Raw genomic sequence first — 16,333 nt, 5'->3', positions numbered from 1 at the left:
GACGGCACGTCAGGGGGAGCAGGGCGCGGCTACTCAGGTAGCTACTCAGGTACCGCCCGAGGCCGCCATGCCCGCGGTGAGCAGCCCCAGCACGACCCAGCCGAACCACAGCCAGCCGTTGCTTCCGAGGGCCACGGAATACGTGGCGATCGCCACCAGAGAGGCGAAGGTCATCACTGCCATCGCCTTCACGGATCCGGTCATGCCCCATGGTGGCGCCTGAAGGTGGTTCCGCGCTACTGGCCACGCGCTTGGAGCGAGGCGAGATACGAGTTGTAGGCCGCCAGCTCCTGGTCGCCGTTGCGCTCCTCGGACCGGTCGGAGCGCTTCGCCGCCCGCTGTTCCGAGTGGTACCACTGGTAGACCAGCGCGATCAGCACCAGTACCGAGGGGATCTCGCTGAAGGCCCAGGCGATGCCGCCGCCCCACTGCTGGTCGAGCAGCGGGTCGATGCCGAGGGAGGCAGGCGGGTTCGCGTACGTCTTGATCATCGGCTCGCTGCCCATCATCAGCGCGATGCCGAAGAAGGCGTGGAAGGGCATTCCGGCGAACAGCTCCAGCATCCGCATCACGTAGCCGGGGCGGTGCGGACCCGGGTCCACTCCCATGATCGGCCAGAAGAAGACGAGGCCGACGGCGAGGAAGTGCACCATCATCGCGATGTGACCGGTCTTCGACCCCATCAGGAAATCGAAGAGCGGGGTGAAGTACAGGCCGTAGAGGCTGGCGATGAACATCGGGATGGTGAACACCGGATGGGTGATCACCTTCATGTACCGGCTGTGCAGGAGCATCAGCAGCAGCTCGCGCGGCCCCTTGTGACCGCGGGCCGCCGGCGGCAGCGCGCGCAGCGCCAGCGTCACGGGCGCGCCCAGCAGCAGCAGGATCGGGCTGAGCATGCTGATCACCATGTGCTGGACCATGTGCACGCTGAACATGACCATGCCGTAGTCGTTCAGCTTGGTGCACATCACCAGGGCCACGCTCAGCACACCGATGACGAAGGCGACCGTCCGGCCGACCGGCCAGGCGTCCCCGCGCCGGCGCAGCCGCACCACGCCCCACCCGTACAGGGCGAGGCCGAGGAGGGAGCCGATCAGGAAGAAGGCGTCGAAGGAGAACTCCAGCCCGCGCCCGAGGGTGAAGGGCGGCAGGTCCATGTCGTGCATGTCCATGCCGTCGTGCGCGAGGTAACTCAATCTCTTCACTCCCTTGACCCGTGGTGCCCCACCACAGTAATGCCGCCCCCGGACGGGAATCGTCCGGGGGCGGCCATTACGGGCGTGACGGTGGGAAAAGGGGAAAGATCACAGAACGTTCTGCGCCTCGTCGTAGCGCTCGGACGGGACCGTCTTCAGGGTCTGCACGGCCTCGTCGAGCGGGACCATGACGATGTCCGTGCCGCGCAGCGCCGTGAGCATCCCGAACTCTCCCCGGTGGGCCGCCTCCACGGCGTGCCAGCCGAAGCGGGTCGCCAGGACGCGGTCGTACGCCGTGGGCGTGCCGCCGCGCTGGACGTGGCCCAGGATGACGGGCCGGGCCTCCTTGCCGAGGCGTTCCTCCAGCTCGACGGCGAGCCGGTTGCCGATGCCGGCGAACCGCTCGTGGCCGTACATGTCGGTGCCGCCCTCCTCCAGCGCCATCGAGCTGCCCTCGGCGGGCTTGGCGCCCTCGGCGACCACGACGATCGCGAAGCGCTTGCCCTGCTCGAAGCGTTCGCCGACGATCGTCGTCAGCTCCTCGATGTCGAAGGGGCGCTCCGGCACGACGATGGCGTGCGCGCCGGCCGCCATGCCCGAGTGCAGGGCGATCCAGCCGGTGTGGCGGCCCATGACCTCCACGACCATCACGCGCTGGTGGGACTCGGCGGTGGTCTTCAGCCGGTCCAGGGCCTCGGTGGCGACGCCGACGGCGGTGTCGAAGCCGAAGGTGACGTCGGTGGAGGCGATGTCGTTGTCGATGGTCTTGGGGACGCCGACGATCGGCAGGCCGCCCTGCGCGAGCAGGTTCGCGGCCTTCAGGGTGCCCTCGCCGCCGATCGGGATGATGGCGTCCAGGCCGAGATCGGCGACGTGGCCGCGGGCCCGCTCCACGCCGTCGCGCAGATGGGCGGGCTGGACCCGGGAGGAGCCCAGAATCGTTCCGCCACGGGCCAGGATGCCGCTCACGGCGTCCAGGTCGAGCTTGCGGTAGTCGCACTCCAGCAGGCCGCGCCAGCCGTCGTGGAAACCGATGACCTCGTCCCCGTGGTCGACGACGGCGCGGTGCACGACGGAGCGGATGACGGCATTGAGCCCGGGGCAGTCGCCTCCGGAAGTGAGCACACCTATGCGCATGGCAGGAGGACCTTTGCAACGTGGGCCGACGACCGGACCACGTCGTCCGGTTGGAACTACCCAGCACCCTACAAGCGGATCGAGGGTGGACTGAACCATCCTCCACATGCTGGTCAGATCAGTCGTACGAAAACACGTCGGCCCGGACCCCACCAGGGGAATCCGGGCCGAACAACGGGTGCCGCGAGCGCTACGCGGGCTGCGTGGCCGCCGCGATCCGCTCGGCGCGCAGGGCGTCGTACCAGCGGTCGTCGATGGGCGGCAGCGCGTTCACGTCGAGGGCCAGCTTCAGCAGCAGGTCCGCGATCTGCGGGTTGCGCGCCAGCACGGGACCGTGCATGTACGTGCCGAACACGGTGTCGTTGTACGCGCCTTCGGTGCCGTCGCCGGTGCCGTTGCCCCGGCCCATCGAGACCCGGGCGAAGGGCTTGGCCGTCGGGCCGAGGTGCGTGACGCCCTGGTGGTTCTCGAAGCCCGTCAGCTGCGGCAGCCCGAGCCGCGGGTCGATGTCGCCCAGCACGTCGCCGACGCACCGCTCGCCCTCGCCGCGCACGGTCACCACGTCCAGCAGGCCGAGGCCCTGCTGGCGCTCGCCGACGTCGTTGACGAACTCCTGCCCCAGGATCTGGTACCCGGCGCAGACGGAGAAGACGATCGCCCCGTTCGAGACGGCGCGCTCCAGACCGCCGTCGCGCACCAGCCGCTCGGCGGCCAGCCGCTGCGGCCGGTCCTCACCGCCGCCGATCAGGTAGATGTCGCCCGAGGTCGGGATGGGCTGGTCGCTGCGTACGTCCACGCGCTGCACGTCCAGGCCGCGGCGGCGGGCCCGGCGCTCGACGACCAGGGCGTTGCCCTGGTCTCCGTACGTGCTGAGCAGGTCGGGGTAGACCCACACCAGACGCAGGCTGTTGTCGCTCATGCTCTTGTCCTTATGGGTACTAGTTGCCGACGCGGCGGCGCACGTCCTGGAAGGCGGTGTAGTTGGCGATCAGCTCGATCTGTCCGGGCGGCGCCAGCTGCACGGCCTCGTCGAGGGTCTCGCACACCCGGAAGTCCAGGCCCGCGACCTCGAGTCGGACCGCGAGGTCCAGCTTGCGGTCGCCGATCACGAAGATCGGGTGGCCGGCCAGGCGCGGGTAGTCCACGTCCCACAGCCAGGAGGTGTCGGTACCGTCCGCGCCGCGGGCGTTGACCGACAGGATCACCGGGGTCGGCGGCGGGTCGATCAGGGAGAAGGTCTCCAGCCAGCCGGCCGGGTTCTTCGCGAGCAGCAGCCGCAGTTCGCGGCCCTGGAAGCTCACCACGTCGTAGCGTCCGGCGACGGCCTGCACCTGGTACATCCGCTCCAGCGCCACCTGCGGCGGGACGCCGAAGACGGCTGCCACGGCGGCCGAGGTGGCCGCGTTCGCCTTGTTGGCGCGGCCCGGGAGCTGGAGGCTGATCGGCCAGGCGCTGCCGTGCGGGTCGAGCACGTGGTCACCGGAGAGCACCCAGCTCGGGGTGGGACGCCGGAAGCCGCACTCGCCGCAGAACCAGTCGTCGCCCGGACGCTGCATGACGCCACCGCAGGAGGGGCACGACCAGGCGTCGTCCTTCCACTCCTGGCCGGCCGCGACCCACACCACGTTCTGCGAGGAGGAGGCGGCCCACACGATGAGCGGGTCGTCCGCGTTCGCGACGACGACCGCCTTGGAGCCCGAGAGGCCCTCGCGCCACTTCTCCGCGAGCATGCGGGTCTCGGCGGCGCGGTCCAGCTGGTCGCGGGAGAGGTTCAGCAGGGCGATCACCTTGGGGGTGACGTCCCGGGCCACTCCGGCCAGGTACTTCTCGTCCACTTCGATGACGCCGTAACGGGCGTCCGAGCCGCCCGCCAGGGCGGAGGTGATGCCCGCGGGCATGTTCGCGCCCAGGGCGTTCGAGACGACCGGGCCGCTGGCCCGCAGGGCCTCCGCGATGAGCCGGGTCGTCGTGGTCTTGCCGTTCGTCGCCGAGACGAGGACGACGTCGAGATGCTGCGCCAGTGCGCCGAGGAGATCGGGGTCGAGTTTGAGCGCGACCTTGCCTCCGATCACCGATCCGCTTCCGCGTCCCGCGGCCCGCGACACCGCCGCCGCGGCCTTGCCCGCCGTCACGGCCAGCTTGGCCCGCGGCGAAAGCGGCTCTGTGTTGCCTGCCATCGTCCCTTGTCCTCCTTGCGTCGGTCGCCCCCAGCCTATCCATGACCTGCCCGCGCCCCGACCGCGGCGCCCCCGGTCCGCCGAAGATCTCCTCATATAGTCGCCCGTCGTACCCTTACGGCCATGCGACAGCGCCCCCTCCCCGGTACCTCCGGCATCGTCCGCACCATGAGCCTGCTGGGCGACCCGGTGCTCCATTCCGCTTGCGCGGAGGTCACCGAGTTCGGTCCGGCCCTCGACCGGCTCATCGAGGACATGTTCGCCACGATGTACGCCGCGCAGGGCGTCGGCCTCGCCGCGAACCAGATCGGCGTCGGGCAGCGGGTGTTCGTGTACGACTGCCCCGACGACGAGGACGTCCGCCACGTCGGGCACATCGTCAACCCGCGGCTGGTGTCCACGGGCGGCGAGGAGTTCGCGGGCCCCGAGGGGTGCCTGTCCCTGCCGGGATTGGAGGCGTCCACGGTTCGCTTCGACGAGGCCGTCGTGGAAGGGGTCACCTCGGACGGGGCGGCGGTACGGGTGTCCGGGACCGGGTTCTTCGCGCGGTGCCTGCAGCACGAGTGCGATCATCTGGCCGGTGCGGTGTACGCGGAGCGGGTGACGGGGCTGCGGGCGCGCAAGCTGCGCCGGCAGATCCGGAAGACCGACTGGGGCGCCGCCGGGATCCACGTACTGGGGGAGTGAGGGCCCGGTGGGGCCGGGGTTCCCGGGGCTCCGCCCCGGACCCCGCGCCTCAAACGCCGGCGGGGCTGGATTTGCCCCCGGCGGTGCCCGGGCGGCCGAGGGTCCGCAGGGCTGGATGTGCCCCGGTGGCGCCGGATGTGCCCGGCGGCACGGGAGTACGGGATGTGCCCGGCGGTGTCTAGAAGCCCGGGCCGTCCGCGCGGTTGCCTGCTGTGGCGAGGCGGCCCCACAAGAGGTCGGTGAGGGCGCTGACGAGTTCCTTGCGCTCGCAGGGGCGTTCGCCGAGCCACCAGTCGCCCGCCGCGTGCATCATGCCGACGATGCCGTGCCCCCAGACCCGGGCCAGGCGTTCGCCGCCGGGGCCGAGGTCCACGCGTTCGCCGATCACCTGGGCCAGTTCCTCGCCGAGGCGGCGCAGCAGCGGGGCCGAGTGCAGGCCGACGTCGAAGCCGCGTTCCGGGGCCTGGGAGTCCTCGGCCGGGTGCATGAGGAAGCGGTAGACCTGGGGGCGGGCCTCGATCGCGGCGAGATAGGTGTCGAGGGTGGCCTCCACCCGTCTGCGCCGTTCGGCGGGGGCGTCGAGGGCCGCGCGCAGCGAGTCGAGCAGGGCGTCCGTGTGCCGGACGGCCAGGGCCTGGTAGAGGCCCGCCTTGTCGCCGAAGTGGCGGTAGAGGATGGGCTTGGTGATCCCGGCCTCCGCCGCGATGGCGTTCATGGACGCCTTGGGGCCGTCCCGGAGGACGACCCGGTCGGCGGCCTCCAGCAGCTCCCGCCGCCGGCGCTCACCCGCTCCCGGTTCGCCGGACTGCCGTGTGGTCTCCATGCCGTGTCACTCCCCGCCCTTGCGATGTCCTTCAGGCCCACGCAACGTAACACCCCGCACACCCCGGTGATCTCATCGGTGGTCCTCGGTCGCTGCTGCTTGACAGTGCTTACTAGCCGGTAACAGACTGGAGTCGGAGTGGGGGTTACCGTTGGTAACATGCTTGATGGGCACTGCTGGAACGACCACCCGTACGGCAGGCGAGACGAAAGATGGAGGGGACATGGCGGAGTTCACCATGGATCTGAACGACGACCAGAAGCAGGTACGTGACTGGATCCACGGTTTCGCCGCCGACGTGATCCGTCCCGCCGCCGCGGAATGGGACGAGCGCGAAGAGACTCCGTGGCCCGTCATCCAGGAGGCCGCCAAGGTCGGCATCTACTCCCTCGACTTCTACGCCCAGCAGTTCTTCGACCCCACCGGCCTCGGCATCCCGATGGCCATGGAGGAGCTGTTCTGGGGTGACGCGGGCATCGCGCTGTCGATCGTCGGCACCGGGCTCGCCGCCATCGGCGTCGTCGCCAACGGCACCGAGGAGCAGATCGGCACCTGGATCCCGCAGATGTACGGGACCCCCGACGACGTGAAGGTCGCCGCCTTCTGCTCCTCCGAGCCCGACGCCGGCTCCGACGTCGGCGCGATGCGCACCCGCGCCGTCTACGACCGGGCCACCGACGAATGGGTGCTCAACGGCACCAAGACCTGGGCGACCAACGGCGGCATCGCCAACGTCCACATCGTGGTGGCGGTCGTCGACCCGGAGCTGGGGACGAAGGGGCACGCCTCCTTCATCGTGCCGCCGAACACCAAGGGCCTCTCCCAGGGACAGAAGTTCAAGAAGCACGGCATCCGCGCCTCGCACACCGCCGAGGTGGTGCTGGAGGACGTGCGGATCCCCGGTTCCTGCCTGCTCGGCGGCAAGGAGAAGCTGGACGAGCGGCTCGCGCGGGCCCACGAGCGGGCCAAGGCGGGCGGCGGGGAGCGGGTGAAGAACGCGGCGATGGCCACCTTCGAGGCCTCGCGACCCGCCGTCGGTGCCATGGCGGTCGGCACGGCGCGCGCCGCGTACGAGGTGGCGCTGGACTACGCGAAGACCCGTACGCAGTTCGGTCGGCCGATCATCGACAACCAGGGCGTCGCCTTCCAGCTCGCGGACATGCGGACCTCCATCGACGCGGCCCGCCTGCTGGTGTGGCGGGCCTCCTGGATGGCGGTCGCGGGCAAGCCCTTCACCTCGGCCGAGGGCTCCATGTCCAAGCTGTTCGCGAGCGAGACGGCCAAGAAGGTCACCGCCCAGGCGGTCCAGATCCTCGGCGGCAACGGCTTCACCCGCGAGTACCCGGTGGAGCGCATGCACCGCGACAGCGCGATCTACACGATCTTCGAGGGGACGAGCGAGATCCAGCGGCTGGTGATCGCCCGCACCCTCTCGGGCATGCCGATCCGCTAACGCGGGGCACGAACGGGAAGGGCCCCCGGCGCCATGAGGCGCCGGGGGCCCTTCCGCTGCCGGTCGCCCGGTCAGTGCAGCGGGGTCAGGCAGTAGAGGACGGTGCCTTCGGGGCTGTAGGCGGGCAGGGCCAGGAAGTCGCCGGGGGCGCAGGTCCCGCCCGGGGCCGACGAGGGCCGGGTGGCGCGGTACTGGGCCTCCGGAGCGGCGCAGTCGGTGACGAGGAGCTTCTGGTCGCTCCAGTCGCCCACGTTGCGGACGCACTGCCCCGACACCAGCGGGCGCGGGGCGTCGTCCCCGGCCAGCACGCCGATCAGGATCAGGGTGGGGATCGCCAGGAGGAGGAGCAGGGCCGGTACGAGGAAGAACAGTGCGGCCGGCCGGCGGCGCAGCGGCCTGCCCGGGTCGAGCGGGGGCCGGTGGCCGCCCGTCGGGGGAGCGAGCCGGCGGAAGGCCGCGCGCGGGCCGAGGTTCAGCAGCAGGGTGACCGGCGTGATGAACGCCGACAGGGGACCCCACCAGCCCTGCCACAGGGTGTCCGAGGACATGCGGCGGTAGGTGGCGAGCCCGCAGTCCCGGCAGAACGGCCCCCGCAGGCTCAGGAACCGCATCAGCACGATCATCCCCTGATGGCCGCGCACGGTCGCCTCGGCGGCCGGACCGGCCCCGCAGAGCCGGCAGCCGTACGAGGGCTGCGGCGCGGACCAGGAGCCGTACGGGCCCGGCTGCGGCGGCACGTGCGGCGCGTGGCCCGCGTGCGGACCGTAGGGGCCCGCGGACTGCGGCGGGGCGTACGGGCCCGCCGGCCCGGGCTGCTGCGGCTGCCGGGCCGCGTACGGACCGTACGGGCCTGCCTGCGGAGGTGGCGGGGTGGCCACGGAGATCCCCTTCGGTCGCGCGGTGATCACCGGGTGCGGTGACGGGGGAACCTTAACCGCGGGGCTCAGGGCCGCAGCAGGCGGTCCAGGGCGCGGGTGAAGAAGAGCCGGGCAGCCGCCGCGACCAGGGGGTCGAAGGGGCGGCCCAGGCCGCGTACGCGCAGTTCCTCGCGCCATTCGGCCTCGCCGCCGCCCCCGGGCGAGGGACGGAGCTCGATCTCCGCCCGGCCGCGCACCACGCGGCCGTGTTTGACGAGCCGGACCAGTCCCGCCGAGCCGCCCTGCGGGGGCCGCCAGAAGGTCACTTCCATGGGGTCGTCGAACGTGATCCTCCCCACGCCCGTACGCATGGTGAAACGGGTCCCGGTGTGCGTCGGAGGCGGCGTTTCGATGATCGCCCGGGTGAGCGGGACGGCGGCGCCGTGGCGTTCCCAGTCCGTCAGCCTCCTCCACGCCTCCGCGGGGTCGAGAAGTGTGTGGCGAATGATCCGGATAGCGGGCATGAGCGCATCGTAAGCGGGCATACACACCCTGAACTGGGCGGCGAATATGGGTTCCGTCCGGGGGTGGCGATCAGCAATACTCACCGCCACCGTGGATCGCGGATTCGACCGGGTGACCACCGGCCCTCCCGCCCCACACTGCGAGGAGGTGCGCCATGTGCTCCCACCAGCCCCCCTGCCCGTCCGCCGACAGCGTCGATCACGACGCCGCACGCACCGTGGCCTTCCACCCCGAACAGGGCTGGAATCTGCTGTGCAACGGCGCCGTGGTGTTCGACGACACAGGTGAACTGCTCCCCGACGGCCGCACGGTGGAACCCCGCCGCCCGGCCCTTGTCTGAGCGAGGAGGTAGCATGCGCCAGCAGCTGATCCGAAAGCCCGTCCCGAAGCCCGCACCCCGAGACCTGGATCTGCGTACCCCGTCGGGCAGACCCCTCCCGTACTGACGGGAGCCCCGGAGTTACGCCACGGCGCCACCGGCTGGGCCCACGACACGGGTCGCCGTCAGCCGGTGGACGCCGCCGCACCGCCCGAGAAGGCGCTTTCGTACGCCTCGTCGCCGATCGCCGCCCGGGCCTGCCGTTCGCCCTGGTCGCGCACGGCCGTGAGCGAGGGGGAGCCCATCTGCGGCCGGCCCACCGTGCGCCACCAGGCGTGCCCCGTGCCCAGCAGCCGGGCCGCCAGCTCGCCGTCGCCCAGGCCCGCCACGGCCGCCGCCAGCAGGTCGAGGCCGAGCGCGATCCCGAAGCGGTCGCCCAGCAGCCGTTTGCCCGACAGCATCGCCCGCGCGTGCCGGGCCGCCTCCCCGTGGTGGCCGAGCCCCAGCGCCGCCATGGCCAGGATGTAGTCCGCGTACGCCCGCAGCCAGCGCTCGCCCAGCTCCGCGCAGGCCTCGCGCAGGCCCTGGGCCTCCCGCTCGGCCTCCTCGAAGCGCCCGAGGTCGCACAGGGCGTAGCCGGTGGCCAGCCGGCACAGCAGCCAGCCCACGCCGCTGGGTCTGCCGCCGTGCCCCCCGCGCGCCCGGGGTCCGGCGAGCGCGAGGGCCCGTACGGGATCACCCGGCATCAGCACCGACACCGCGTGCAGGTACGCGGCGCGCAGCTCCGGCTCGGGGTCCGCCAGCGTGGCCGCGGCGCCCGTGCACTCCTTGCCGAGCTCCTCGGCGGTGGCCAGGTCGCCCTGGAGCATGGTGGTGAGCCCCAGGGCCCACAGGGCCTGGACGTACGCGGCGCCCGAGCGCGGGCCCCTGCTCAGGGCCCGTTCGAGGAAGGACCGGCCCTCGTCGACGTGGCCGCAGGAGAACCAGAAGAACCAGAGCGCGCCGGCCGCCTCCAGGGCCGCCGTCGGGTCCGAGCGGAGCAGGTGCTCCAGGGCCGTACGCAGCTGCGCGTGCTCGGCGGTCATCCTGCGGTACCAGTCCACCTGGCCGGGCCCCATCCAGCCCGGTTCGGCGGCCTTGGAGAGCGCCGCGTACCAATGGGCGTGCCGGTCGGCGACGACCCGTTCCTCGCCGAGTTCCGCCAGCCAGTCCTGCCCGTATTCGCGGATCGTGTCCAGCAGCCGGTAGCGGGCGCCCGCGCCCCGCTCACGGCTGCACCGGACCACCGACTTGGCCACCAGGCCCGCCAGCACCCGCTCCACCCGCGCGGCGGGCAGCGGGCCGCCCGAGCACACCGCGCGCGCCGCGGCGATGTCGAAGTCCCCGGTGAACACCGAGAGACGGGCCCACAGCAGCCGCTCGACCGGTTCGCACAGCTCGTGGCTCCAGCCGATCGCGGTGCGCATCGTCTGGTGCCGGGGGAGGCGGGCGGTGGTGGTGCCGGAGAGCAGGTCGAAGCGGCCTTCGAGGCGCTGGGCCATCTGCTCCAGGGTCCACAGCCGCATCCGGGCCCCGGCCAGTTCGAGGGCGAGGGGGATCCCGTCCAGGCGGCGGCAGATGTCCGCGGCGAGGGCCGCCCGCTCCGGGTCGGCGAAGGCGGCCGCGGCCTGCGGGGTGGCGGCGAGCGCGCAGGCCCGGAAGAGGGCGAGGGCGTCGCTCTCGGGTCCGTCACTGGGCAGCGGGCTGACCTCGACGAGGTGTTCCCCGGGGCTGCGGAGCGGCTCGCGCGTGGTGATCAGGACCGTCAGGCCCGGTGCGGACTGCAGGAGTTCGCCCACCAGGTGCCGGCAGGCGGCCACCAGGTGCTCGCAGGTGTCGAGGACGATCAGCAGCTCCTTGTCGGCCATCCACGCGCACAGTTCCTCGTCGAGGGGGCGCGGGGACTGGTGGGCCAGGCCGAGGGTGTGCGCGACCGTGGCGGTGAGCAGCTCGGCGTCGCGCAGGGGCGAGAGCTCCACCCACCACACCCCGTCGTGCCTGCGCTGGCGGGGGTCGGCGGCGGCCCGCAGGGCCAGCCTGGACTTGCCGACGCCGCCGACGCCCGTGAGCGTCACGAGCCGCCGCTCGCGCAGCAGGTCGGACAGGAGGCCGAGTTCACGCTCGCGGCCCACGAAGCTCGCCGTTTCCGGCGGCAGGTTTCCCGACACGGCGCCAGAGTCTGCTCCAGGAATGCCGTCCATGGAATCTGCCTGATTGTTGTTGACCGAGTACTCACCGAACACGGGAGTATTCTGCGCGATCTTCTTTCTCCGTAGTGCCGTTCGGGCCAGATCGGACGAACAGGTTGTCGCGAACCGCTCCGCGGCGCGGGGGTTCAGGCGGCCAGTACGATCCGCCGCTCGGCTGAGAAGGCCCCCCAGGTGCCGTCGGGCAGCCGCGCCCGGAGCTTCAACGTCCATACGGTACCGGGCGGTTCGGCGACCGTGAGGCGGTGCTCCGCCCGGCCCGCCGGGACGGCGCCCGCGCCGAACTGGATGACGGTGGTGGGGCGGCCGTTGACGTAGAGCTCGTACTCGCTGGTCTCCCGGCCGGTCGCCGGCGCGGTCCAGGTGAGGGTGACCGTGCCCGGCGAGGCGGCCGCGGTGAACTCGCCCGGGGCGGTGCCGTTCCGCTGTCCGGGACCGGGCGGGGTCCTCACGTCGACGGCCGGGCCGTCGGGGGAGGAGTTGTCGGCGCCGTCGCGGGCCCGGACGGTGAAGGTGTACACGCTGTCGGGCTGGAGGTCCTCCAGGACCGTCGTGGTGACGCCGGGGCCGACCGTGTGGATCCGGGCGTCGCCCTGGTAGACGTCGTAGGCGGTGACGCCCGTGTCGTCGGTGGCCGCGGCCCAGGTCAGCCGGGCGGAAGTGGGCCCGAGCTGCTGGCCGTTCGTACGGGGCGGCGCGGTCGGGGCCCGCCGGTCCTCGGCCGTGGCGGCGGGGGTGGTGGCGGAGGCGGCCGGGCCGGCCGGGGAGGTGTTCCCGGCGGCGTCCCGGGCGCGGACGGTGAACGCGTAGGCCGTCCGCGGGGTGAGGCCGGTGATGTCCGTCATCGTCTTGTCGGCGGGCAGTTCGCGGACCAGCCGGTCCGCCTGGTAGACGAGGAAGGAGGTCACCCCGTCGGAGGGTGCGGGTGACAGCCACATGACGTGCACGGTCGTGGCGCTGCCGGCCTGGGCCGTGAGCCCGGCCGGAGCCGCCGGGGGCTCGGTGTCGGAGCCGCCGCACGCCGTCAGCGCGGCGGCCGCGAGGAGCAGGGCGAGGGCGGGCGCCGCTCCTGCCCGTACGGACGGCCGCCGGGTGCGGTGCGGGGGGTGCGGCGCGGTGCTGGGTGCGGGGTCGTGCACGGCGGGCGCCCTCTTCTTCCGGTGCTTCGGGTCTTCCGGTGCTTCGGGTCTTCCGGTGCTCCGGGTCTTCCGGTTCCTGCTCCTCGGAAAGGTCTAGACATTTATGGCACGCCCCGCGGCGGCCGGGCAAGACCTCTGCGGACCCCTTCCCGCCCGGGTGCCCGGTTCGTGTCCTTCCGTTCCCGTCTGGCATTATTGCGAGCTCTTTGCAATAACGAAGGAAGTGCACCAGGTGAAGGCCCGGACCGTACGGGGAATGGCCGGGGCGACCGCGGCCGCGGTGATCGTCACGGGCGCGGCAGCCTGTTCGAACCCCGGGGGAGGTGCCGCGGCGGGCGCCGGGGCCGCAGACTCCGCCGTCGTCGGCATAGCCACCGAGCCGGAGAGCCTCAGCCCGCTGCTGGGCTACGGCAAGGACGGCAACTCGAAGATCTTCGACGGACTGCTCGCGCACGACGCCGACATGAAGCTGAAGCCCGCGCTGGCCGAGGCCCTGCCGACGGTCTCCGCGGACGGGCTCACCTACACCTACGCGCTCCGCCGGGGCGTGCGGTTCAGCGACGGGCGGCCCTTCGGCGCCAAGGACGTCGTCTTCACCTACCGGACGATCCTCGACGCGAAGACGAACAACGCGTCCAAGTCCGAGCTCGACGCGATCGCGGACGTCACCGCACGGGGCGACGAGGCCGTCGTCTTCACCCTGAAGTACCCCTACGCCCCCTTCGCCGAACGGACCGTCCTACCCATCGCCCCCGAGCACCTCGCGGGCGGACAGGACGTCAACAGCGGGGAGTTCACCACCAAGCCCGTCGGCACCGGACCGTACGTGCTCACCGCCTGGTCCAAGGGCGAGAAGCTGAGCTTCAAGGCCAACCCCACCTACTGGGGCGGCGAGCCCGCGGTGAAGAAGTTCACCATGGCGGTCATCAAGGACGACGACGTGCGCGCCACCCGGCTGCGCTCCGGCGAACTGGACGGGGCCGTCCTGCCGCCGAACCTGGCCAAGGGATTCAAGGGCGACAAGGCGCTCAGGACCTACGCCGCGAAGTCCTTCGACTACCGCAACGTCACCCTGCCGACCGAGCACCCCGTCACCGGTGACACGGCCGTCCGCCAGGCCCTGGACATCGCCGTGGACCGCGCCACCATGGTCGACAAGCTCCTGGAGGGCGCGGGCAAGGCCGCCTACGGCCCCGTCCCGACCGGCAGTCCCTGGTTCACCGCCGGCACGGAGCGTGCGTACGACCTCGCCAGGGCCAAGCAGATCCTCGACGAAGCCGGCTGGATCCCCGGCGCCGACGGCATCCGCGTCAAGAACGGGGTCCGCGCCGCCTTCCTGCTCTGGTACACCACCGGCGACAAGCTCCGCCAGGACCACGCGCTCGCCTTCGCCTCCGACGCGAAGAAGGCCGGCATCCAGGTCACCACCGAGTCCGGCAGCTGGGAGGTCATCGAGCCCCGGATGCGGACCGACGCCGTCCTCGCGGGCGGCGGCTCCCCGGCCGACCCGGACTTCGACCAGTACCTGACGCTGAACTCCGCGCTCGCCGGCGACGGCTTCAACAACATGGCCCGGTACGCCAACCCGGTCGTCGACAAGGCCCTGCTGGAGGGCCGCCGGAGCGCGGACCCGGCCGTGCGCAAGGCGGCGTACGACACGGTCCAGCGCGAGCTGGTCAAGAACCCGGGCTACGTCTACCTCACCCACATCGACCACCTCTACGTCGTGGCCGACCGGTGGGACGGACCCTCCACCCAGACCGAGCCGCACGACCACGGCCTCGGAACCGGCCCCTGGTGGAACATCGAGAGCTGGAAGCCGAAGCAGAAGTGAGCCGTCCCCTCTCGCTCCACCGGCTCCACCGGCTCCCCTGGGGGCCGATGGCGCGCATGGCGGGCCGGCGGACGCTGTTCGCCGGGCCGGTGCTGGTCGTCGTCACCTTCGGGGTCTTCGCGGTCGCCGCGCTGTCCCCCTTCGACCCCGTCAAGGCCTACGCCGGCACCGCCGGGCTCACCGCCTCGCAGGCCGGACTCGACCAGCTGCGGGCCAACCTCGGCGCCGATCAGCCGCTGCTCGCGCGCTGGTGGGAGTGGCTGACCTCGGCCCTGACCGGTGATCTCGGCACCTCCGCCGTCATGCGCCAGCCCGTCTCCGACGTCATCGCCGAGCGGCTCGGCTGGTCGGCCCTGCTCACGCTGTGCGCCTTCGCCGTCGCCGTGCTGCTCGGCACCGGGCTCGGCGTCCTGGCCGCGCGCCGCCAGGGCGGGCGCCTGGACCGGGCCGTCTCCGGGCTCGCGTACACCCTCGAAGCGGCCCCGGCCTTCTGGCTGGGCCTGCTCGCCATCTGGTTCTTCTCGGTGCGCCTGGGCGTGCTGCCGTCCGGAGGCCTCACCGACGCGGGCAGCGACGTGGTCACCGCCGGGCAGGTGGCCCGCCACCTGGTGCTGCCCGCGCTCGTCCTCGGCATCTCCCAACTGCCCTGGTTCTTCCTGTACGTCAGACAGGGCGTGGCCGACGCGCTGGAGGAGGATCCCGTACGGGGCGCCCGCGCGCGGGGCCTGGCGGAGCGGCGGGTGCTGCTCGGCCACGGGCTGCGCTCCGGCATGCTCCCGATGCTGACCCTGATCGGGTCGCGGGTGCCGGAGCTGATCACCGGTGCGCTGCTGGTGGAGACCGTCTTCAGCTGGCCCGGCATCGCCGCGGCCACCGTGCAGGCCGCGACCGCGGTGGACTTCCCGCTGCTGGCCGCGCTGACCGTCCTGGCCACGGCGGCCGTGCTGGCCGGGAACCTGCTGTCCGACCTGCTCTACGGGCTGGCGGACCCGAGGGTGGGCTTCGATGGCTGACACGACCCCGGCGCCGCTGCTCTGGCGCTCCCACGGCCGCGACCGCGGCTCCACCCGGAACCTGCGGGTGCGGACCTCGGCGGTGATCGTCGTACTGATCGCGCTGGCAGTGCTGCTCGTGCCGCCGCTGGTCCGGCTCGACCAGCAGGCGGTCGACTTGTCGGCAAAGCTCCTGCCGCCCTCCTGGGCCCATCCCTTCGGCACCGACGACGTGGGCCGCGACCTGCTGCTGCGCTGCGTGTACGGGCTGCGCGTCTCGCTGCTGGTCGGGCTGGTGGCGGCGCTGGTCGCCAGCGTCCTCGGCACGGCGGTCGGCGCGCTCGCCGGGGCGCTCGGCGGGTGGCCGGACCGGTGCGTCATGCGCGTGGTGGACGCGCTGTCCTCGATCCCGCACCTGCTGCTCGGCATCTTCATCGTCGCGATGTTCCGGCCGGGGGTGTGGCCTGTGGTCGTCTCCGTGGCCCTGACCCACTGGCTGTCCACGGCCCGCATCGTCCGCGCGGAAGTCCTCTCGCTGCGCTCGCGGCCCTATCTGGACGCGGCCGTCTCGGGCGGCGCCTCGCGGTGGCGGGTGACCGTACGCCACCTCGTGCCCGGAGTCCTGCCGCAGGCGGGCCTCGCGGCCGTCCTGATGGTCCCGCACGCCATGTGGCACGAGTCGGCCCTGTCCTTCCTCGGCCTCGGCCTGCCGGCGCACCAGGCGAGCCTGGGCAACCTGGTCCAGACGGCCCGCGGTTCGCTGCTCGCCGGCGACTGGTGGCCCACGCTCTTCCCCGGGCTCCTCCTGATCGTCCCGACCCTGGCCATCGCCGGCCTCGCGGGCGCCTGGCGCGAGCGCCTCAACCCCCGCCGCCGCTCGGAGCTCAGCCTGTGAAGACCCCCGTCCCCGCGGAGCCGGCTCCGGAACCCGGCCCCGCGTCCGCC

At 72.4% G+C, this 16,333-nt stretch carries 16 protein-coding genes; 6 read left to right on the top strand and 10 right to left on the bottom strand.

Annotated features, from left to right (window positions below):
* Positions 1-45: 45 nt before the first annotated feature.
* From OG435_RS07880 to OG435_RS07860, 5 genes are all read right to left on the bottom strand, one after another.
* On the bottom strand, positions 46-204 hold the full coding sequence (locus OG435_RS07880; RefSeq protein ID WP_250740168.1) for a hypothetical protein: 159 nt from the start codon (positions 202-204) through the stop codon (positions 46-48).
* 32 nt (positions 205-236) lie between these two features.
* The gene (locus OG435_RS07875) at positions 237-1,175 is read right to left on the bottom strand and encodes a cytochrome c oxidase assembly protein (RefSeq protein WP_266881570.1); all 939 of its coding nucleotides are present in this window, start codon (positions 1,173-1,175) and stop codon (positions 237-239) included.
* A gap of 132 nt (positions 1,176-1,307) precedes the next feature.
* On the bottom strand, positions 1,308-2,336 hold the full coding sequence (locus OG435_RS07870; RefSeq protein WP_266876103.1) for a 6-phosphofructokinase: 1,029 nt from the start codon (positions 2,334-2,336) through the stop codon (positions 1,308-1,310).
* 190 nt (positions 2,337-2,526) lie between these two features.
* The gene (locus tag OG435_RS07865) at positions 2,527-3,255 is read right to left on the bottom strand and encodes a type 1 glutamine amidotransferase (RefSeq protein ID WP_266876102.1); all 729 of its coding nucleotides are present in this window, start codon (positions 3,253-3,255) and stop codon (positions 2,527-2,529) included.
* Between the two features lie 19 nt (positions 3,256-3,274).
* Positions 3,275-4,513 carry a MurT ligase domain-containing protein gene (locus tag OG435_RS07860; protein WP_266876101.1) on the bottom strand — a complete coding sequence of 413 codons (1,239 nt, stop codon included), beginning with the start codon at positions 4,511-4,513 and terminating at the stop codon, positions 3,275-3,277.
* Between the two features lie 123 nt (positions 4,514-4,636).
* Here OG435_RS07860 and def point away from each other — a divergent pair, with 123 nt between their 5' ends.
* Positions 4,637-5,200 (top strand): peptide deformylase, encoded by a 564-nt coding sequence (gene def / locus OG435_RS07855; RefSeq protein ID WP_266876100.1) that lies wholly within the window; start codon positions 4,637-4,639, stop codon positions 5,198-5,200.
* A 178-nt stretch (positions 5,201-5,378) separates the two neighbouring features.
* Here def and OG435_RS07850 read toward each other — a convergent pair whose 3' ends face one another.
* A complete protein-coding gene (locus tag OG435_RS07850) occupies positions 5,379-6,023 on the bottom strand; it encodes a TetR family transcriptional regulator (protein ID WP_266876099.1) in 645 nt (214 codons plus the stop codon).
* A gap of 223 nt (positions 6,024-6,246) precedes the next feature.
* Between OG435_RS07850 and OG435_RS07845 the strand changes: the two genes are divergently transcribed.
* Positions 6,247-7,476: an acyl-CoA dehydrogenase family protein gene (locus tag OG435_RS07845; protein ID WP_266876098.1), complete on the top strand. Its 1,230-nt coding sequence runs from the start codon at positions 6,247-6,249 to the stop codon at positions 7,474-7,476.
* A 71-nt stretch (positions 7,477-7,547) separates the two neighbouring features.
* Here the strand turns inward: OG435_RS07845 and OG435_RS07840 are convergent, their stop codons facing one another.
* Both OG435_RS07840 and OG435_RS07835 read right to left on the bottom strand, forming a co-directional pair.
* The gene (locus tag OG435_RS07840; RefSeq protein WP_266876097.1) at positions 7,548-8,354 is read right to left on the bottom strand and encodes an LppU/SCO3897 family protein; all 807 of its coding nucleotides are present in this window, start codon (positions 8,352-8,354) and stop codon (positions 7,548-7,550) included.
* Positions 8,355-8,419: 65 nt separating this feature from the next.
* A complete protein-coding gene (locus OG435_RS07835) occupies positions 8,420-8,857 on the bottom strand; it encodes an SRPBCC family protein (protein WP_266876096.1) in 438 nt (145 codons plus the stop codon).
* A gap of 155 nt (positions 8,858-9,012) precedes the next feature.
* Between OG435_RS07835 and OG435_RS07830 the strand changes: the two genes are divergently transcribed.
* Entirely contained in the window at positions 9,013-9,198 is a 186-nt protein-coding gene (locus OG435_RS07830) for a DUF5999 family protein (protein WP_250740159.1), read from the top strand.
* 164 nt (positions 9,199-9,362) lie between these two features.
* Here the strand turns inward: OG435_RS07830 and OG435_RS07825 are convergent, their stop codons facing one another.
* Both OG435_RS07825 and OG435_RS07820 read right to left on the bottom strand, forming a co-directional pair.
* Positions 9,363-11,384: an ATP-binding protein gene (locus OG435_RS07825; protein WP_266876095.1), complete on the bottom strand. Its 2,022-nt coding sequence runs from the start codon at positions 11,382-11,384 to the stop codon at positions 9,363-9,365.
* 167 nt (positions 11,385-11,551) lie between these two features.
* Positions 11,552-12,562 carry a fibronectin type III domain-containing protein gene (locus tag OG435_RS07820; protein WP_266876094.1) on the bottom strand — a complete coding sequence of 337 codons (1,011 nt, stop codon included), beginning with the start codon at positions 12,560-12,562 and terminating at the stop codon, positions 11,552-11,554.
* A 232-nt stretch (positions 12,563-12,794) separates the two neighbouring features.
* Between OG435_RS07820 and OG435_RS07815 the strand changes: the two genes are divergently transcribed.
* Genes OG435_RS07815 through OG435_RS07805 form a run of 3 tightly spaced genes read left to right on the top strand, consistent with a single transcriptional unit; the run spans position 12,795 to position 16,283 of the window.
* Positions 12,795-14,396: an ABC transporter substrate-binding protein gene (locus OG435_RS07815; RefSeq protein ID WP_430625598.1), complete on the top strand. Its 1,602-nt coding sequence runs from the start codon at positions 12,795-12,797 to the stop codon at positions 14,394-14,396.
* A 47-nt stretch (positions 14,397-14,443) separates the two neighbouring features.
* Positions 14,444-15,409 (top strand): ABC transporter permease, encoded by a 966-nt coding sequence (locus OG435_RS07810; RefSeq protein WP_266881568.1) that lies wholly within the window; start codon positions 14,444-14,446, stop codon positions 15,407-15,409.
* Positions 15,402-16,283, top strand: coding sequence for an ABC transporter permease (locus OG435_RS07805; protein ID WP_266876093.1), 882 nt, complete (start codon positions 15,402-15,404; stop codon positions 16,281-16,283). Before OG435_RS07810 ends, OG435_RS07805 begins: the two co-directional genes overlap by 8 nt.
* Positions 16,284-16,333: the final 50 nt, after the last annotated feature.

The sequence above is a fragment of the Streptomyces sp. NBC_01264 genome (assembly GCF_026340675.1).
In the GTDB taxonomy this organism is placed as follows: Bacteria; Actinomycetota; Actinomycetes; order Streptomycetales; family Streptomycetaceae; genus Streptomyces.
This window is presented reverse-complemented; position numbering and strand designations above follow the sequence as displayed.